The 14,429-nt window shown below is 68.4% G+C and carries 14 protein-coding genes; 11 read left to right on the top strand and 3 right to left on the bottom strand.

Translation table 11 applies throughout. The features are described 5' to 3' along the window. The first annotated feature begins 94 nt into the window (after positions 1-94). From argC to argH, 6 genes are read left to right on the top strand one after another with little or no spacing between them, the layout of a single operon-like run. Positions 95-1,147 carry an N-acetyl-gamma-glutamyl-phosphate reductase gene (argC, locus tag HDC31_RS10885; protein ID WP_058632221.1) on the top strand — a complete coding sequence of 351 codons (1,053 nt, stop codon included), beginning with the start codon at positions 95-97 and terminating at the stop codon, positions 1,145-1,147. Beyond that, positions 1,144-2,301, top strand: coding sequence for a bifunctional glutamate N-acetyltransferase/amino-acid acetyltransferase ArgJ (gene argJ / locus HDC31_RS10880; RefSeq protein ID WP_113681465.1), 1,158 nt, complete (start codon positions 1,144-1,146; stop codon positions 2,299-2,301). Before argC ends, argJ begins: the two co-directional genes overlap by 4 nt. Then, complete coding sequence (gene argB, locus HDC31_RS10875) at positions 2,298-3,215, top strand: acetylglutamate kinase (RefSeq protein WP_045263191.1); 918 nt, start codon at positions 2,298-2,300, stop codon at positions 3,213-3,215. Before argJ ends, argB begins: the two co-directional genes overlap by 4 nt. Beyond that, the gene (locus HDC31_RS10870; RefSeq protein ID WP_179516106.1) at positions 3,212-4,417 is read left to right on the top strand and encodes an acetylornithine transaminase; all 1,206 of its coding nucleotides are present in this window, start codon (positions 3,212-3,214) and stop codon (positions 4,415-4,417) included. The genes argB and HDC31_RS10870 overlap by 4 nt, the downstream gene beginning before the upstream one ends. Then, positions 4,414-5,343, top strand: coding sequence for an ornithine carbamoyltransferase (argF, locus tag HDC31_RS10865; protein ID WP_058632223.1), 930 nt, complete (start codon positions 4,414-4,416; stop codon positions 5,341-5,343). The genes HDC31_RS10870 and argF overlap by 4 nt, the downstream gene beginning before the upstream one ends. Further along, positions 5,343-6,773: an argininosuccinate lyase gene (gene argH / locus HDC31_RS10860; protein ID WP_046749036.1), complete on the top strand. Its 1,431-nt coding sequence runs from the start codon at positions 5,343-5,345 to the stop codon at positions 6,771-6,773. The genes argF and argH overlap by 1 nt, the downstream gene beginning before the upstream one ends. Before the next feature lie 47 nt (positions 6,774-6,820). Here the strand turns inward: argH and HDC31_RS10855 are convergent, their stop codons facing one another. Continuing rightward, positions 6,821-7,417 carry a DUF1349 domain-containing protein gene (locus HDC31_RS10855; protein ID WP_179516105.1) on the bottom strand — a complete coding sequence of 199 codons (597 nt, stop codon included), beginning with the start codon at positions 7,415-7,417 and terminating at the stop codon, positions 6,821-6,823. Positions 7,418-7,477: 60 nt separating this feature from the next. On the opposite strand from HDC31_RS10855, the gene HDC31_RS10850 reads away from it, so the two are divergent. Continuing rightward, on the top strand, positions 7,478-8,122 hold the full coding sequence (locus tag HDC31_RS10850; RefSeq protein ID WP_046749038.1) for a SatD family protein: 645 nt from the start codon (positions 7,478-7,480) through the stop codon (positions 8,120-8,122). Then, positions 8,119-8,946: a hypothetical protein gene (locus HDC31_RS10845; RefSeq protein ID WP_179516104.1), complete on the top strand. Its 828-nt coding sequence runs from the start codon at positions 8,119-8,121 to the stop codon at positions 8,944-8,946. The genes HDC31_RS10850 and HDC31_RS10845 overlap by 4 nt, the downstream gene beginning before the upstream one ends. Positions 8,947-8,952: 6 nt before the next feature. Here the strand turns inward: HDC31_RS10845 and HDC31_RS10840 are convergent, their stop codons facing one another. Further along, positions 8,953-9,309, bottom strand: a complete 357-nt coding sequence (locus HDC31_RS10840) for a MerR family transcriptional regulator (protein WP_058632227.1) — start codon at positions 9,307-9,309, stop codon at positions 8,953-8,955. 53 nt (positions 9,310-9,362) lie between these two features. Here HDC31_RS10840 and HDC31_RS10835 point away from each other — a divergent pair, with 53 nt between their 5' ends. From HDC31_RS10835 to HDC31_RS10825, 3 genes are read left to right on the top strand one after another with little or no spacing between them, the layout of a single operon-like run. After that, positions 9,363-10,316: an aldo/keto reductase gene (locus tag HDC31_RS10835; RefSeq protein WP_061016145.1), complete on the top strand. Its 954-nt coding sequence runs from the start codon at positions 9,363-9,365 to the stop codon at positions 10,314-10,316. Between the two features lie 40 nt (positions 10,317-10,356). Beyond that, positions 10,357-11,658: a tyrosine--tRNA ligase gene (tyrS, locus tag HDC31_RS10830; protein WP_179516103.1), complete on the top strand. Its 1,302-nt coding sequence runs from the start codon at positions 10,357-10,359 to the stop codon at positions 11,656-11,658. Between the two features lie 11 nt (positions 11,659-11,669). Then, positions 11,670-12,464: a DUF4184 family protein gene (locus tag HDC31_RS10825; RefSeq protein WP_113681562.1), complete on the top strand. Its 795-nt coding sequence runs from the start codon at positions 11,670-11,672 to the stop codon at positions 12,462-12,464. Here the strand turns inward: HDC31_RS10825 and HDC31_RS10820 are convergent. Next, positions 12,449-13,837, bottom strand: coding sequence for a CoA transferase (locus HDC31_RS10820; protein WP_113681561.1), 1,389 nt, complete (start codon positions 13,835-13,837; stop codon positions 12,449-12,451). The two genes, HDC31_RS10825 and HDC31_RS10820, sit on opposite strands and share 16 nt — an antisense overlap. Between the last annotated feature and the right edge of the window lie 592 nt (positions 13,838-14,429).

Genomic DNA, 14,429 nt, shown 5'->3' with positions numbered 1-14,429 from the left:
CCGTGCGCGCACGGCGGTCGAGTGCCGGTGTCGCCGCCTCCGGCCCCGTCCACGGTCCCGATTTCCTCGAGGGCCTGACCGTTAAGGTAGAAGCATGACGTATTCCGTCGCCGTCTCCGGCGCATCCGGCTACGCAGGCGGCGAGATTCTGCGCCTCCTGGCCGCCCATCCCGACATGGAGATCCGCACCGTCACGGCGCATTCGAACGCCGGGCAGCCTCTCGTCGACCACCAGCCGCACCTGCGCTCACTCGCACACCTCACGCTGCAGGACACGACACCGGAGATCCTCGCCGGCCACGACATCGTGTTCCTCGCCTTGCCGCACGGGCAGTCGGGGCAGTACACCGATGCGCTGGGCGATGTCCCGCTCGTGATCGATGCCGGCGCCGACCACCGACTCACGTCCGCCTCGGCGTGGGATGCGTTCTACGGCGGCGACTTCCACGAGCCGTGGACCTACGGTGTGCCCGAGCTCCTCATCGACGGGGTCAAGCAGCGTGAGCACCTCCGTGGAGCCACGCGCATCGCGGCGCCGGGATGCAATGCCTCCACCGTGAGTCTCAGCCTCGCGCCCGGTGTGGCCTCCGGGGTGATCGACCCCTCCGACATCGTCTCCGTGCTCGCCGTCGGACCGTCCGGCGCGGGGAAGAGCCTCAAGACGAACCTGCTCGGCAGCGAGATCCTGGGCACCGCCAACCCCTATGCGGTCGGCGGCACCCACAGACACATCCCCGAGATCCGTCAGGCGCTCGCCGCGGCGTCCGGGGTGGAGTCCGACGGCATCCGGATCTCGTTCACGCCGGTGCTGGTGCCCATGTCGCGCGGGATCCTCGCCACGTCCACCGCACCCATCGTCGACGGTGCGACGGATGCGCAGATCCGTGACGCCTGGCAGAGCGCCTATGGCGACGAGACCTTCGTGCAGCTGCTGCCCGAGGGACGCTTCCCCCGCACGGCCGACGTGCTCGGAGCCAACACCGCGCTGATCGGCCTCGCGATCGACCGGGCCGCGAACCGGGTCACGGTCGTCACCGCGGTCGACAACCTCGTCAAGGGCACCGCCGGCGCTGCCGTCCAATCCATGAACATCGCGCTGGGTCTTCCCGAAGCCCGCGCCCTCTCAGTGAACGGAGTAGCGCCGTGAGCGTCACCGCCCCCGCAGGATTCGAAGCGGCCGGTGTCGCCGCCGGGCTGAAGTCGACCGGCAAGCCCGATGTCGCCGTCGTCGTCAACCGCGGACCTCGCAAGGTGGGTGCCGCGGTCTTCACCAGCAACCGCGCCAAGGCGAACCCGATCATCTGGTCGCAGCAGGCAGTGGCCGACCGGGTCGTCGAGGCCGTGGTGCTCAACTCCGGCGGTGCGAACTGCTTCACCGGCGCGTTCGGGTTCCAGACCACCCACCAGACGGCGGAGAAGGCGGCCGAACTGCTCGGCGTCAGCGCCGGGGATGTGCTGATCTGCTCCACCGGCCTCATCGGCACCGGGGACGAGACGTTCCGCTCGCGTGTGCTGGCCGGCACCGAGCAGGCGATCGCCGAGCTCAGCGCCGACGGCGGGGAGAGCGCGGCACAGGCCATCATGACCACCGACACCGTTGCGAAGACCGCCGTGATCAGCCGTGATGGCTGGACGATCGGCGGTATGGCGAAGGGCGCGGGCATGCTCGCGCCGGGACTCGCCACGATGCTCGTGGTGATCACCACCGATGCCGTCCTCGAGCCGCTTCAGGCCGATGAGGCGCTGCGCCGTGCGACAGGGCAGACGTTCGACCGTCTCGATTCCGACGGCTGCATGTCGACGAACGACCAAGTCACGCTCCTCGCCAACGGGGCATCCGAGGTCGTGCCGGACCTCGACGACTTCACCGCCGCGCTCATCGAGCTCTCCCAGGAGCTCGCGGTCAAGCTGCAGGGTGATGCCGAGGGCGCGAGCCACGACATCACGATCGAGGTGCAGCATGCGGTGACCGAGCAGGACGCCGTCGAGGTCGGCCGGTCGGTCGCGCGCAACAACCTCTTCAAGGCAGCGATCTTCGGCAACGATCCGAACTGGGGGCGGGTGCTCGCGGCGATCGGAACGACGAATGCGCAGTTCGACCCCTACGACGTCGACGTCTGGATGAACGGCGTGCGCGTCTGCAGCCAGGGTGGTCCGGACCGCCCCCGCGAAGAGGTCGACCTCACCCCGCGCGCCACGCACCTCGTTATCGACCTCAAGGTCGGGGAGTCGACGGCCACGGTGCTCACGAACGACCTGACCCACGACTACGTGCACGAGAACAGCGCCTACGCCTCATGACCGACATCCAGGACACCACGCCGGACGTCGCCGCGCAGAAGGCCACGACGCTCATCGAGTCGCTGCCGTGGCTGAAGAAGTTCCGCGACCAGATCGTCGTCATCAAGTACGGCGGCAACGCCATGGTGTCGGAGGAGCTGCAGGACGCCTTCGCCCAGGACATCGCCTACCTCCGCTACGTCGGGGTGCTTCCGGTCGTGGTGCATGGTGGAGGGCCGCAGATCTCCAACATGCTGCAGCGGCTCGAGATCCCGAGCGAGTTCAAGGGCGGCTACCGCGTCACCAACACCGAGGCGATCAGCGTCGTGCGCATGGTGCTCACCGGTCAGGTCAACCCGCAGCTCGTGTCGAAGATCAACTCGCACGGCCCGATCGCGACCGGCCTCAGCGGGGAGGACGCCGGACTCTTCGGAGGGCGCCGTCGTGGTGTCGTGATCGACGGCGAAGAAGTCGACCTCGGTCGGGTCGGCGACGTCGTCGAGGTCGATCCGACGCCCGTGCTCGACCACCTCGCCGCAGGGCGCATCCCGGTGGTGTCGAGCATCGCGCCCGATCTCGATCACCCCGGTCAGTCGCTCAACGTCAACGCGGATGCCGCGGCAGCCGCTCTCGCGGTCTCGTTGCACGCGCGAAAGCTCGTCATCCTGACCGACGTGCCGGGGCTGTATGCCGACTGGCCCAACCGCGACTCGCTCGTCTCCCATCTGACGTCGGATGCGCTCATCCAGATGCTTCCGACGCTCGAGTCGGGGATGATCCCGAAGATGCGGGCCTGTCTCGACGCGGTCGAGGGCGGCGTCGACGCGGCGGCGATCATCGATGGGCGGGTGCCGCACTCGGTGCTCGTCGAACTCTTCACCAGCAAGGGAATCGGGACCGAAGTGGTCCTGGGAAAGAACGAGGTGACGGCATGACCGTCTGGCAGGACGATGCGGCACGCGATCTCGTGCTCAACGCGGGGGAGCGGCTCGCGCTGCTGGTCCGCGGTGAGGGCTCGTACCTGTGGGATGCCGACGGCCGACGCCACCTCGACTTCCTCGCGGGCATCGCGGTGACCTCGCTCGGGCACGCGCATCCGGCCTTCGTCGAGGCGGTCTCGACGCAGGCGGCCACGCTCGCGCACGTGTCGAACTACTTCGCCACCCCGCCCCAGCTCGCGCTCGCGGCACGCCTGAAGCGTCTGGCCGGTGCCGGCATCGACGGTCGCGTGTTCTTCTCGAACTCGGGTGCCGAGGCCAACGAGGCCGCGTTCAAGCTCGCGCGTCTGCACGGCGGCTCCGAGCGGCCGCGCATCCTCGCTCTCGAGAACGGCTTCCACGGTCGTACGATGGGCTCGCTCGCGCTCACCGCCAAGGTCTCGATGCGCGCGCCGTTCGAGCCGATGCCCGCCGGGGTCGAGCACATCCCCGCCACGATCGAGGCTCTCGAGGCCGCGATGGATGACCGCGTCGCCGCGATCATCGTCGAGCCCATCCAGGGCGAGGCCGGAGTGGTCGAGCTGCCGGAGGGCTATCTCGCCGCTGCGCGCTCGCTGACCCTCGCTCACGGCGCCCTGCTGATCGTCGACGAGATCCAGACCGGTGCCGGTCGTACCGGTGAATGGTTCGGGTTCAGCCACGAGGGCATCACCCCCGATGCGATCACCCTCGCCAAGGGCATCGGCGGCGGCTTCCCGATCGGCGCGCTGGTCACCTTCGGCAGCGCCAGTGCGCTCTTCACCCCGGGATCCCACGGTTCCACCTTCGGCGGCAACCCGCTCGCGACCGCGGTCGCGGATGCGGTCCTGGCCGAGATCGAGAGTGGCGGCCTGGTCGAGAACGCCGCCCGTCGTGGTCCCGAGCTGCGCGAGATCCTGCTCGGCATCGACTCGCCGCTGATCGACGGTGTGCGCGGACGTGGTCTGCTCATCGGCGTGGCGCTGACCGCGCCCGTCGCCGGTGAGGTCGTCGCGGCCGCCCAGGCGCGCGGTCTCATCGTCAACGCCGCCAACCCCGAGACGGTTCGCATCGCACCGGCTCTCACGATCGGCGACGCCGAGCTCGCCGAGTTCCGCGAGCTGTTCACGGCTTCGCTCGCCGACGTCCAGGCCTCTGCTGCCGGAAAGGTATCCGCATGACCCGCCACCTGCTGCGTGACGACGATCTGACCCCCGCCGAGCAGGCCGAGATCCTCGATCTCGCGATCGAGCTGAAGAAGGACCGGTGGGCCGACAAGAGCCTGGCCGGCCCCCAGACCGTCGCGGTCATCTTCGACAAGTCCTCCACGCGCACCCGCGTCTCGTTCGCGGTGGGGATCGCCGACCTCGGCGGTTCGCCGCTGATCATCTCGACAGCGAGCAGCCAGCTCGGCGGCAAGGAGACCCCGTCCGACACCGCTCGCGTCCTGGAGCGCCAGGTCGCGGCCATCGTGTGGCGCACGTATGCGCAGTCGGGTCTCGAGGAGATGGCGGAAGGTACGCGTGTGCCGGTCATCAATGCGCTGTCGGATGACTTCCACCCGTGTCAGCTGCTCGCCGACCTGCTCACGATCCGCGAGCACAAGGGCGACCTGAAGGGGCTCACGCTGACGTTCTTCGGAGACGGGCAGAGCAACATGGCGCACTCCTACGCGCTCGCCGGTGTGACTGCGGGCATGCACGTGCGCATCGCGTCGCCCGAGGACTACGCTCCTCGTGCGGATGTCATCGAGGCCGCCGATCGACGCGCCGCCGAGACCGGCGGGTCGATCACCCTCTTCACCGACCCGGTCGAGGCCTCTGCCGGTGCCGACGTCGTCGTGACCGACACCTGGGTGTCGATGGGCAAGGAGGAGGAGAAGCTCGCACGCATCCGCGACCTCGGCGGCTACAAGGTCACTCCGGAGACGATGACCCTGGCCGATCCTGAGGCGATCTTCATCCACTGCCTCCCTGCCGACCGCGGCTACGAGGTCGATTCCAGCGTGATCGACGGTCCGCAGAGCGTGGTCTGGGACGAGGCCGAGAACCGCCTGCACGCGCAGAAGGCGCTGCTGGTCTGGCTCCTCGGCAAGAAGGACGCGTGATGAGCGACGCGACGCACGAAGGCACCAACGAAGGCGCGCTCTGGGGCGCCCGCTTCGCCACAGGGCCCTCGCCTGAACTGGTGGAGCTGAGCCGTTCCACCCACTTCGACTGGATCCTCGCTCCGTACGACATCGCGGGCTCCCACGCGCACGCCACCGCGCTCGAAGCGGCCGGGTACCTGGAACCGGATGAGGCGCGGCGGATGCACGAGGGGCTGGACGCGGTCGCGCGCAAGGTCGCCGACGGCACTCTGCGCCCCGTGCCGACCGATGAGGACGTCCACGGCGCGCTGGAGCAGGCGCTGATCGTCGAGCTCGGGCCGGAGCTCGGCGGGCGGCTGCGTGCCGGTCGCAGCCGCAACGACCAGATCGCCACGCTCGTGCGCATGTACCTGATCGACCATGCGCGAGTGATCGCCCGCGACATCCTCCGGGTGATCGATGCCCTGGTCGCTCAGGCCGAGGCTCATCCGACGGCGATCCTTCCCGGCCGCACGCATCTGCAGCACGCACAGCCGGTGCTGCTCGCCCACCACCTGCAGGCGCACGGGTGGCCGCTGGTGCGTGAGCTCGAACGTCTCGTGGACTGGCGTCGTCGCGCCGGTGTCTCGCCGTACGGCGGCGGAGCGCTGGCCGGTTCCACCCTCGGGCTCGATCCGGCACTCGTGGCGACCGAGCTGGGCCTCGACCGCCCCGCGGAGAACTCGCTCGACGGCACGGCGGCTCGAGATGTCGTGGCGGAGTTCGCCTTCATCACGGCGATGACCGGCGTCGACATCTCGCGCCTGTCCGAGGAGATCATCCTCTGGAACACCCGCGAGTTCGGCTTCGTCACCCTCGACGACGGCTACTCGACGGGCTCGAGCATCATGCCGCAGAAGAAGAACCCCGACATCGCCGAGCTCGCTCGGGGCAAGTCGGGGCGTCTGATCGGAAACCTCTCCGGCCTGCTCGCCACCCTCAAGGGCCTCCCGCTCGCGTACAACCGCGACCTGCAGGAGGACAAGGAGCCGGTCTTCGACTCGGTGCAGACCCTCGAGGTGGTGCTTCCCGCGTTCGCCGGGATGATCGCGACGCTGCGTTTCGACACCGAACGGATGGCGGCGCTCGCGCCTCAGGGGTTCTCCCTTGCGACCGATGTCGCCGAGTGGCTCGTGAAGCGCCGCGTGCCGTTCCGGGATGCGCACGAGATCTCCGGTGCGCTCGTGCGGGCGTGCGAGGAGCGGGGGATCGGGCTGGAGGATGCTTCCGATGAGCTGCTGCTCTCGGTGTCGCCGCATCTCGTGCCCGAGGTGCGCGAGGTCCTCACGATCGAGGGCTCCGTCGGGTCGCGGACCGGGATCGGCGGCACCGCACCGGAACGGGTCGCCGAGCAGCGCGCGGAACTCGTCGCGCGCGCACAGGCGGCAGCCCACGCCCTCGGTATCTGACCGGAGGCTTCTGACCGGAGGCGCAGGCGGCCGCCGTCGCTGCCTGCTCAGTGCAGGTCGGCGTCGGCCTCCGACCGTTCCCAGCGCGTGAAGCGCACGGTGAGGCCGGCGCGGGTCGGTGCCGCGAGGAACGGACCGGCTGCCGCGGCTGCCTGTCCGTCGAATGGGGCGACCCTGACGAGTCGCCAGGGGCCGTCGTCGGCGCGGGCGCGAACGATCAGGGAATCCGCCCAGCGGCTGACGCGCACGGTGATCTCGCTCTCGAGCCACTCGTCGACGTGGCCGACGGACCAGTCGGAGACACCGGCTGTGACCACGGCGCCGAGTCCCAGATGGCCGTCGGCGTACTCGAGACCCGTCTTCACCCAGTGCTCCTCGTCGATGCGCACGAAGACGCCTGCCTGGTCGAACTGGCCGTCCCACGGTGCGCGGAAGGAGACCTCCATGGCCTCACCGACCCCGAGCGGGGCGAGCAGGGCGTGCTCGGTGTCGTGCACGAAGCCGTAAGCGGTGTGCCGCCAGGCATCGCTGCTCTCCACCGCGGTGACATCGAGCGGAGTCGTTCCGGCGGGTAGCGCGGCGGGGGAGGTCGGAGCGTTGGTCCAGGTTCCGTCGGACCAGGGGATCATGTGCGATTCAGGCATGATCTCAAGATATAACCAATTGACGCATAAGTCGAGGATTATTCGTGATATGGTTATGCCATGGTCATCGCGGTACTCGCAGACATCGTGGGTTCTCGTCGTCTCGACGATCGCACAGCCGCGCAACGCGTGCTCGACGACACCATAGCCGACGTCGAAGCAGACCTCCCGTTGGCGGCGCAGCCGCTCACGCCCACCGTCGGCGACGAGCAGCAGGGTGTCTATCTCGATCTGGCCGACGCCATGGTGTCGCTCCTGATGATCCAGCTGCGGCTGCCGGACGGTGTCGCCTTCCGCTTCGGCATCGGGGTGGGGGAGGTGCGCCCTGTCGAGTCCGTGCACGGTGAACTCGCCGACGGACCGGGCTGGTACGCGGCCAGAGCGGCGATCGAGACCGTGCACGCGCGAGAGAGTCGCGCCGTGCCGCGCACGCGGTCGTGGATTGTCGGATCATCCGGGCAGGATGAGGTCATGGAGAGCACGATCGCGGCATCGAACGCCTACCTCCTCGTCCGCGATGAGCTGGTGGGGGCGATGAGCGAGCGGGAACGACGGCTCGCCTACGGTCGTCTGCTCGGTCGATCCCAGCAGGAACTCGCTGCGGAAGAGGGCATCACCCAGCCCAGCGTCTCCAAGTCGCTGCGCAGTGCGGGAACGGCTGCGCTCATCGAGGGCGTAGCCGCGCTTCGAGGGGCGCGCGCATGATCGTCGCGGGGTTCCTCCTCCTGGCGGTCGGCGCCGCCGATCTGGTGCGTCAGTTCGCGCCCCGCCGCTGGGTCGGCTATCTCGTGATCGCCGTCATCCTGCTCCTGCTCGGCAGCGTCGGCGATGCCCTTCTTCCCATGGTGCTCGCCCTCGTCGTCGGCGCGCTCTGGGTGTGGTGCATGCCGACGGAGCGTCCGGCGCCCCTGGGGTTCTGGCCGGCCGTCCTGCTCGCGGTTCTGAGCGTCGGAGCCGTCGTCTGGCTCGGCGCCCGTTCCGACTCCGGTCTCATCGGTGCGATCTGGCACCTCCGGTCGCCGTTCGGGGAGGTTCCGTTCGATCTCGCCATGCTCGCGCTCGGTGCCGGGGTCTTCCTCCTCGAGTCGTCGAACCTCGTGGTGCGTGCGGCACTCGATGGCGAGCACACGTGGCTTCCCCGTGACCCGGCGATGCCGACCGCGGAGGCAGCACCTGTCGTGGCCGGAACCGTGGAAACAGGAACCACCGAAGCAGACACCGTCCAGGCAGACACCGTCGAGGAGGAGGGCGCCGAGACGGCACCCGCACCCCGCGATCCGCGCAGCGGCTTCAAAGGCGGTCGACTGATCGGACCGCTGGAGCGCATCCTCGTCCTCATCCTCACCCTCGCCGCGGCGTATCCGATCCTCGCCGCGATGCTCGCGGCGAAGGGCATCGTCCGATTCCCCGAGATCTCCCGCGATGGCGAGACCGGCGCCCGCGCCGAGTACTTCCTCGTAGGCAGTCTGGTGAGCTGGGTGATCGCGCTGGGTGCCGCGTTCCTGGTGTGGTGGGCGGCGCACAGCTGAGCGATCTCAACTCAGCGATCGATACCAGTCCAGCTTCTCCGCGAGGCGTCGCTGCTGCGCGAGGACCTCGGCGAGCTGCTGTTCGACCGTCGCCGCATGCTCTTCGAGGAGTGCGATCCGTTCGGGGATCGTCTCCTCGCTCCGACAGAGCTGTCCGTAGCGGCGCAGTCGTTCGACCGGCATGCCCGTCTCGCGAAGGCACTTGAGGAAGTCGAGCAGCCCGAGGTCGGCGTCGGTGTAGGCGCGATGCCCGCCGGCGGTGCGGGTGACCGTGGGCAGGATGCCTTCCCGTTCGTAGTACCTGAGCGTGTCGATGCTGAAGCCGGAACGCGCTGCGGTCTCCGCCGGGGTGTACGTCGTCATCTCCTGAGCATAGGTCTTGACCTGGAGTGCGCTCCAGGTTGCACAGTGAGGTCATGACCACTCGGAACGCACCCGCATCCCCGCTCGTCCTCGGCGCGATGTCCTTCGGCACGCTCGTCGACGAGGACACCTCCTTCGCCCTGCTCGACCGTTTCGTCGAGCGAGGCGGCACCTGGATCGACACGGCAGACTGCTACAGCTTCTGGGCGAGCGAGAGCGGACACGGGGGAGCGTCGGAGGAAGTCATCGGACGCTGGCTCGCGGCACGACCAGGCGCCCGGCAGCAGGTGCGCATCTCCACCAAGGTGGGAGCGGAGCCGCTGTGGCCCGGCTCCTGGCCCGAACACCGGACCGGGCTCTCGCCACGCGCGATCGGTGCCGCCGTCGAGGGGATTCTCGATCGCCTCGGCGTCGACAGGATCGACCTGCTCTGGTTGCACCAGGAGGACCGCGCCGTCGCGATCGAGGACACCGTCGACGCCCTGGCCGCGCTCACGTCCGCCGGCACGGTGACCCGTGTCGGCGCCTCCAACCATCCTGCCTGGCGCATCGAACGCGCCCGCGCTCACGCCAAGTCGATCGGCAGCGTCCCCATCGATGCCTTCCAGCTGAACAGCACCTACCTGCGCACCCGACCGGGCACCCTCCCACCCGGTGTGGCGCATCCCTTCGGCGTGCTCAGCGATGAGCAGCGGGACTTCGCCCGAGACAACGGCATCGAGGTGTGGGCGTACACGCCGTTGCTCTCGGGGGCGTATGACAACCAGGCCAAACCGGTACCCGAGGTGTACGACCACCCGGGGACCACGCGGCGGCTCGCGGTGCTGGAGGAGATCGCCGCCGCTCGCGGAGTCGGCAGAGGGCAGATCGTGCTGGCCTGGCAGCTCGCACGGGGGATCCGCCCCATCGTCGGGGGAAGCAGAGTAGAGCAGTTGGACGCCGCCATGGATGCGGCATCGATCTCGCTGACGGCGCAGGAGTTCGACCGTCTTGACACGCCTGTCTGAACGGAATTCGAGGCTGTACCGCGCTGATAGCCTGGAGCGCGTGTCAACTCCCGATCTGACGACCGCACCCCAGGCGATCGATCCCGCGTTCGAGAACGTGTGGGACGAACTCGTGTGGCGTGGCCTGGTCCATGTGTCCACCGACCAGGAGGCGCTGCGCGCCCTGCTCGCGGGAGACCCGATCACGTACTACTGCGGTTTCGATCCGACGGCGGCGAGTCTGCACCTCGGAAACCTCGTGCAGCTGCTCACGCTGCGTCGCATCCAGCTCGCCGGTCACAAGCCGCTCGGTCTCGTCGGCGGCTCGACCGGTCTGATCGGCGACCCTCGTCCGACGGCCGAGCGCACGCTGAACACGCGGGAGACGGTCGAGGACTGGGTCGGACGCCTGCGTGCCCAGGTCGAGCGCTACCTCAGCTTCGAGGGTGAGAACGCCGCCCGCATCGTGAACAACCTCGACTGGACGGCGCCGCTGAGCGCGATCGACTTCCTGCGCGAGATCGGCAAGTACTTCCGTGTGGGCACGATGCTCAAGAAGGATGCGGTCGCGGCGCGACTCAACTCCGATGAGGGCATCAGCTACACCGAGTTCAGCTACCAGATCCTGCAGGGCATGGACTTCCTCGAGCTGTACCGGCAGTACGACTGCGTGCTGCAGACCGGCGGCTCGGATCAGTGGGGCAACCTCACCAGCGGCACCGAGCTCATCCGCCGTGCCGAGGGGGCGTCGGTGCATGCCATCGGCACACCCCTCATCACGAACAGCGACGGCACGAAGTTCGGCAAGAGCGAGGGCAACGCCATCTGGCTCGACGCCGACATGTGCAGCCCGTACCGGATGTACCAGTTCTGGCTGAGCACCGCGGACTCCGACGTGATCGAACGTCTGAAGGTCTTCACATTCCTCACCAGGTCGGAGATCGAGGAGTACGCCGAGCTCGTGGCCGCGGAGCCGTTCCGCCGAGCCGCTCAGAAGAGGCTGGCGCTCGAAGTTGTGGCGACCGTGCACGGTGTGGCGGCGACAGCTGCCGTGCTCGCAGCTTCCGAGGCTCTCTTCGGACAGGGAGACCTGACCACGCTCGATGCCGAGACGCTCCGCACTGCTCTGGAGGAGCTGCCGAATGCGACCGTCGGCGCCGGCACCCCGGTGGTCGAGGCCCTGGTGTCGACGGGGCTCGTGTCGAGCCTGTCAGAGGCGAGGCGCGCGATCACGCAGGGCGGCGTCACGCTCGACGGCGAACGCGTCGACGACGAGACGGCGACGGTCCAGGGCTCGCTTCCCGGCGGGGTCTCCGTGCTCCGCCGTGGCAAGAAGACCCTCGCCGGCCTCTTCGTCGGCTGAGCCCGAGCTCGATGCCGTTCACGCCCAGTCACGCCCTGGTAGCGCTGCCGTTCATCCGCACGCCGCTCGTGCCGGCTGCGATCGCGATCGGCGCGATGACCCCGGACCTGCCGTTGTTCGTGCGTGGCGCAGGACTGAACTACTCGTTCACGCACACGTTCGGCAATGTCGTGTGGACAGGGCTTCTCGCGTTCGTGCTGTTCTTGATCTGGCGGGTCGTGCTCCGTCCGGCTGTTCCCGAACTCGCTCCGCTCTGGCTGGTTCGGCGGTTGCCTGAGGAATGGAATGACAGGGGTCTCACGGCGGCAGGAGCTGCAGTCGGTGTGGGGCGCACGCGCGCGTATCCGTTCCTGCTCGCGGCGTCGTTCGTGATCGGTGTTCTCTCGCACATCGTGTGGGACCTCTTCACGCATGAGGGACGGTGGGGCGTGCACCTGATCCCCGGCCTCGACGACATGTGGGGACCGCTGCCAGGGTTCAAGTGGCTCCAACACGGTTCGAGCCTGATCGGCCTCGGGGTCATCGGCATCTGGGCTCTGCTCCGGCTCCGTCGGCAGACACCGCGTCAGGGCGTAACGCAGTCATCGCCGCCGTGGGTGCGCGTGGCGTGGTGGATCTCGCTCCCCGGGTTCCTCGTCATCGCGTGGGTCGGGGGTCTCGTCGTCTTCGGCCCCCTCGACGCGGACTTCACCGTTCAGCACCTCGCGTATCGGGTGCTTCCTCCGGCCTGTGCCCTCTGGGGTGCGCTCACCGTGGCGCTCTGCATCGCGCTGTCGGTGCGAGGACGCCGTCACCAGACGGGCTGATCGGACCCCCAGGCGTGCGGGGCCGCGAACTCGAGTCCCGTCAGCGCGGGTCGAGCGGTCACCACTGCGCTCCCGTCGACACCGAACCGGGCGGCATGCGGCCGCACGTCGAACTCGACCTCGGCTCCGGCCATCCCGCGACGCGGCATCCCGAGCAGTTCCGCCGCGATGCGACGAAGCGATGTGCGGACCACGCACGAACGCTCCTCTCGGCGGTTCCCCCGGAGCAGAGAGGTCACAGCGGCAGCGAGCAGATAGCCCGCGCTGTGGTCGAGAGCCTGCGCGGGAAGTGCGCCGGGACGATCACCGTCGACCGATTCGATGAGCGCGATGCCGGATTCCGCCTGCACGAGGCTGTCGAAACCGGCTCGCTCCGGTTCCTCCGTGCCCCAGGCGCTCAGTTGCGCGACCACCAGGCCCGGGTATCGGCGCACGAGCAGGTCGGGGTCCAACCCCAGCCGGTCGAGTGACGCCGGACGGTATCCGAGCACGACGGCATCGGCCCGCGCGAGCAGATCATGGAAGCGAGCGCTCCGCGCGTCCAGCACGGCCGACCGTTTGCCATGGCCCGTATCGAGGTGCTGCCACTCCGGCTCTGGCAGCGTCGGCGGATCGATGCGCAGCACATCGGCACCGAGCAGGGCGAGTGTCCTCGTGCACACCGGGCCGGCGATGACCCTTGTCAGGTCGAGGACGCGCATGCCCTGAAGTGGTCGACGGCCCGCACGCACGGAAAGTCCAACGGCGGGTTGGTCGAGCGCATCGGACATCCCGTCCGGTCGGCTGATCTCCAGGAGCGGACGCTCTCTGGCGGCACGATCGAGGGCGGGATCCTCCGCAGCGACGACGACAGCGAGCCCGCCGGCAGCCGTGATCTCGCGGACGGCATCGTGAGAGTCCCGTTCGGCGAGGGTACCCCCGACGAGATCGCCGCCCGCACCGTCTCGCAGACCGAGTCCCGCACGCAGCGCCGCCGCGTGATGGGGATAGTTCCCGTGGGTGCGGATCCATCCGTCTGCTGTCCGCCAGAACCCTGAGTACTCGGACCAGACCGGGGGAGCGACGTCATCGATCGTCAAAACACGGTCACTGCGGAACGCGACCGCGATCCGATCCGGATCGAGCGAAGCCGGGACCCCGCCGGCAGCAAGCATGGCTGCGCTCACGCTCGCCCAGGCGAGGTCAGCGGTGGCCAGTCGCGAGGGAAGTGGGACCACACGGAGCGGTCGGACAGCGTCGTCGGCGTCACCGAGGCCGAGCTCCCGCCCGATGCGCGCGAGCAGCTGAGCTGCCGCCCGCCCCTCATGTGCGCCGCCGTCGGCGTCCATCGAGAACAGGCCTGGGGTGGGGAGGCGATCAGCTGAATCCGGCATGGCGTGATCGTACTGCGGGTGCGCATCGCCACCGAAACTGCCCCTGACCCGCAGGAAATCACTCGACGAGTCAAGGCGACACGCCCGGGTGGGGTGGCCCGATTTGCCAGATCCCCGGGACCCGCGTAACTTATTACTTGTTCGCCCCACAGGGAAGCGGAGGAGCCAAGAGCTTCACCCCCCTCAAGCGGAGAACCACTCCCGATCCACTCTCACTTGAGAGAACAGGCGCTTGCGTCTAGGATAGGGACTCCACCTCTTCTGCGGCTGTCATCAGCTGCGCTGCGGATCTCTGATTCGCACAGCGCGCCGATTTGACAAGCGGGACAAGGTGGGTAAGATAGAGAAGTTGCCCTTCGGGCCTGGCTGTGATGGCTGGGTCGTGGGAGCATCCGATCCTTGAGAACTCAACAGCGTGCACTTGTCAAATGCCAAATTATCCTCGTCTAGCTTCGGCTAGTTGAGAATTCCTTTGGATCAAAGACCAACCTCCTTGTGGGGTTGGCAATGGATGAAGTCAGCAATGAATTTGTCTCTTTGGTCAGCATCAAACTCGCTGCGTCACCGTTTTCCCGGTGGGGTATGCATTTCT

The sequence above is a fragment of the Microbacterium sp. JAI119 genome (assembly GCF_013410135.1).
GTDB lineage: Bacteria > Actinomycetota > Actinomycetes > Actinomycetales > Microbacteriaceae > Microbacterium > Microbacterium oxydans.
Note: the sequence above shows the minus strand (reverse complement) of the source record. Positions and strands in the feature narration are given on the sequence as shown.

Excerpts from the sequence above, each read along its gene's own strand:
- argC (WP_058632221.1), top strand. The coding sequence starts at position 95 with ATGACGTATTCCGTCGCCGTCTCCGGCGCATCCGGCTACGCAGGCGGC.
- argB (WP_045263191.1), top strand. The coding sequence starts at position 2,298 with ATGACCGACATCCAGGACACCACGCCGGACGTCGCCGCGCAGAAGGCC.
- HDC31_RS10870 (WP_179516106.1), top strand. The coding sequence starts at position 3,212 with ATGACCGTCTGGCAGGACGATGCGGCACGCGATCTCGTGCTCAACGCG.
- argF (WP_058632223.1), top strand. The coding sequence starts at position 4,414 with ATGACCCGCCACCTGCTGCGTGACGACGATCTGACCCCCGCCGAGCAG.
- argH (WP_046749036.1), top strand. The coding sequence starts at position 5,343 with ATGAGCGACGCGACGCACGAAGGCACCAACGAAGGCGCGCTCTGGGGC.
- HDC31_RS10855 (WP_179516105.1), bottom strand. The coding sequence starts at position 7,417 with ATGCCTGAATCGCACATGATCCCCTGGTCCGACGGAACCTGGACCAAC.
- HDC31_RS10850 (WP_046749038.1), top strand. The coding sequence starts at position 7,478 with ATGGTCATCGCGGTACTCGCAGACATCGTGGGTTCTCGTCGTCTCGAC.
- HDC31_RS10845 (WP_179516104.1), top strand. The coding sequence starts at position 8,119 with ATGATCGTCGCGGGGTTCCTCCTCCTGGCGGTCGGCGCCGCCGATCTG.
- HDC31_RS10840 (WP_058632227.1), bottom strand. The coding sequence starts at position 9,309 with ATGACGACGTACACCCCGGCGGAGACCGCAGCGCGTTCCGGCTTCAGC.
- HDC31_RS10835 (WP_061016145.1), top strand. The coding sequence starts at position 9,363 with ATGACCACTCGGAACGCACCCGCATCCCCGCTCGTCCTCGGCGCGATG.
- HDC31_RS10825 (WP_113681562.1), top strand. The coding sequence starts at position 11,670 with ATGCCGTTCACGCCCAGTCACGCCCTGGTAGCGCTGCCGTTCATCCGC.
- HDC31_RS10820 (WP_113681561.1), bottom strand. The coding sequence starts at position 13,837 with ATGCCGGATTCAGCTGATCGCCTCCCCACCCCAGGCCTGTTCTCGATG.